Here is a 3,170-nt window from a genome sequence, read left to right on the forward strand (position 1 = left end):
AACCTGAATCTTTGCTTCATCTGTCTTTGCCCTAATAGCAAATATATCAAGTATAAGCTGGTTTCTATCGATGACCTTTAACTCTGTAAGGGATGAGATATTCTTGATCTGACCCGGATACAGCTCCTCATCAAATATCAGGAGGTCTGCGCCAAGCTGCTGGCATTTAATTACAATCTCTTCTATCTTACCTTTACCAACAAGGTATTTCGGGTGTAATGCCTTTGGCCTTTGTATCACAGTATCCAGAACAGATATCCCTGCAGAATAACAGAGGTCTTTGAGTTCTGCGATGTGGTCCTCAATGTTTTTATAAGAGCCTGGAGGAACAACACAGACAAGCACGCATTTCTCCCTGTTCTTGTCTACAACATAAAATCTGCCCCTCTCTTTAACAAATTCATTCTCCAGCTCTGTTATGAACCCGGTAAAATCTATATTAAGTTCCTGCATGCTGAGAGGTCCTATAAACTCCCATGCCCTGCCCTTTTTGTTCTGCGGTATGAGGTGACCAATATGTATTGCTTCTGCTTGTTCCCCTCTCCTTTCGGCAATACAGGCCACAAGGTCAAGCTGCAAAATGGCAAGGTCAGCCAAATCCTCTTTTGAGAGGAGCTCGCCATCAAGGTGGGTATGGATAAACCTCACACCCCTGAACCTCGCCCTTCCAACCCTTTCTGTAGAGAGCGGTGGTATCTCGACCCTTCCTCTGTCACCCACAATCACGTACTCGATAAGCCCTCTTCTGTTTACAATAAGGCCTACCTGCCTTGAAATCTCCCTCGAAATCTGCATGATATTTCTGGCGATATCAGGTGAAACAATCTCTGCTAATTCCACCCTTTTTTTATAGAGATTGACAAGCCTTCTTTTGATAAGGTGGTCGAGACCTTGAATATTTCCGTATATCTCTATAGCTGTCCTCTACAATTCAATATTTTTGAGATTGTATATGGTTTTTACTACCATAAAACGTATCATCATAAGGGTTGCTATGAATATTATAATACAGGTTACAATAAATCTCACCTTCAGAAAAAAGGGAGGTGAGGTTCCATGCTGGGAAAAAACGAGTATCCAGTAAGATGACCACGCAAGCAAGGCGATTGTAAAGAGCGCATAGATAATCATTATCAACATAGACACGATACCGCCAAATCCACCGAATGGATTAGGGGGCTCCCTAAAGTTTATGTCCTTTGTCCCGAAGTATAGAGAGATAACAGGGGCAGCAAGGGTAATAAGGATTACATATCCAAAGGAAACATAGTACAGAAATGCCGGTGGTGATATGTAAACATTCGAAAGATAATTTAATGTGAGGGAAAGAAAAAGGATTGGGGGGATATATAGTGCGAGCTTCTTGAAATACAATTCTTTTGTGCTCACAGGTGAGGAAAGGAGAATCCAGAATGGCCGCCCTTCAAGCTGGAATGAGGGGTATACAAACCTCACACATATAGCTGATACTACGAATGTGAGAAGCCCCATATTGAGAAAGGTAAGCAGGCTCTCTAAAAAGATTGTTGGCAGCGGTGTCCTGTCCTTTGGGAAAATTTTGAAGTTATACACATACACAAAAACGAGAGCTAATATGAGAAAAACCTGAGACCATTCCTTCGGGTCCCGTTTAAGATTTTTTATCTCCTTGAGGAACAGATTTTTTGTCCTCATGGGGAAAAAGAAAAATATCCTCCCTAATATATCCCTTTTCACGGTGGTTGATGCTGATTTCAGGTTCGTATAACATTGCATATAAAAATATTCATGGACCCAGTAGGATATGGTGACTATAGCAGCCGCTGTGGAGAGAAAAAACCCTAAATCTATTGCTATCGACGATGGATTCTGTCCTTTTGTAAAATAAATAACTGTTTCTATAAAAGGGTTTGTAGGTATGAGCGGATGGGTGGGGATTGAAAGAAACCTCATATACTCATAAAGATAGGTAAAACTCTCAGGCCTTGCAAGCTTCTCTATCTGAATTGCCCTGAAGGCAATTACAAGTAAGGCAATGAGTATCAGGGATAAAAAGGAGAATGTATTTTTTATGACCCTGGGGGACAGGAATCTTCCAAGCACCATGACAACTATAAAGGCTATCCCATAGGGAATCATGGTAAGGGGGATAAGCAGCAGGCATGAAATAAAAAAGGTCACATCGAACCTCGAAATAGCAGTGTAATAAGACAGCAAAATCGGGATTGAGAAAAACAGAAACGCCCATGATGATTCAAAAAGGGCTTCTATGCTCCTTGTAAAAAAGACCTCTGTCATGGATATAGGATTTGTCAGGATAAATGGCAGGTCATCCTTTGTAAAAAACCATTTTATGATGCTACTTATGTTACTCAGGATAAGGAATATAAAAAAGACAAAAAAGATCGTGGAGAGGAGTTTTATTATGAGGAACTCACCTATAATCTCAAAGGAGTTAAAAAACTTGAATGTCTTATAGAGAAAGATGAATACAAAGATAGATACGAAAAAAAAGAAGGAGAGGAACACGCTATAGCGTGCATACTCCTTCTTATGATGCTCCATAGAATGCCTGAACATTCTAAATCTGATATAAAAATGGCTGAAGAGGTATTTCACGCTAATGACCCGTTACCCAAATTCCTCTTGAGGTCTCCTGGAAAATATTCCTTCCGCTCTCTGCACAAAATTTTTGACCTTCCCTAAGTCTTGCTCGCTCGATTTTGCAAACTCGGCTCCAGCCTCAAACAGTGCAAATCGCCCTTTCGGGACGCTCACTTCGCCTAAGGGTGGTGACCCAAAAATTCTGTGATGTTCGCTCCAAGGAAATTTTCCAGTCACTTTCCACTCTTTTTCACTTACCACTTGCCACTTCTCACTATCTTTACGCAAAGAGACGGAAGAATATTGTTTCAAGCTTTTCATCCTTCGAACCTCTCAATATTTCTAAAGGTCCTTCAGCAATCAATTGCCCCCGATCTAAAACCCCGACGACATCAGATATCTCCTCCACTACATTGAGCATATGGGTGGATATGAAGACAGTCTTCCCCTCCCTTGCGAGTTTTAAAAATATCTCCTTCACCCTCTTCATTCCTCTCGGGTCAAGACCAACAAGGGGTTCATCCACAACAATTACCGGCGGTGAGGGGAGAAGGGCAATTGCTACTGCAACCCTCTGTTTCATGCCG

At 41.5% G+C, this 3,170-nt stretch carries 4 protein-coding genes; all 4 read right to left on the reverse strand.

Translation table 11 applies throughout. The features are described from left to right. A partial coding sequence (locus tag NTU69_00040; protein ID MCX5801923.1) for a GTPase HflX occupies window positions 1-840 on the reverse strand: 840 nt, incomplete at its 3' end. Between the two features lie 84 nt (window positions 841-924). Then, a complete protein-coding gene (locus NTU69_00045) occupies window positions 925-2,559 on the reverse strand; it encodes a hypothetical protein (GenBank protein ID MCX5801924.1) in 1,635 nt (544 codons plus the stop codon). A 51-nt stretch (window positions 2,560-2,610) separates the two neighbouring features. Beyond that, window positions 2,611-2,904, reverse strand: coding sequence for a hypothetical protein (locus NTU69_00050; GenBank protein ID MCX5801925.1), 294 nt, complete (start codon window positions 2,902-2,904; stop codon window positions 2,611-2,613). Beyond that, window positions 2,864-3,170 (reverse strand): AAA family ATPase (locus tag NTU69_00055; GenBank protein ID MCX5801926.1); only part of this gene is annotated, 307 nt, incomplete at its 5' end. The genes NTU69_00055 and NTU69_00050, both read right to left, overlap by 41 nt.

Source organism: Pseudomonadota bacterium, assembly GCA_026388215.1.
Taxonomy (GTDB): Bacteria; Desulfobacterota; Syntrophorhabdia; order Syntrophorhabdales; family Syntrophorhabdaceae; genus JAPLKF01.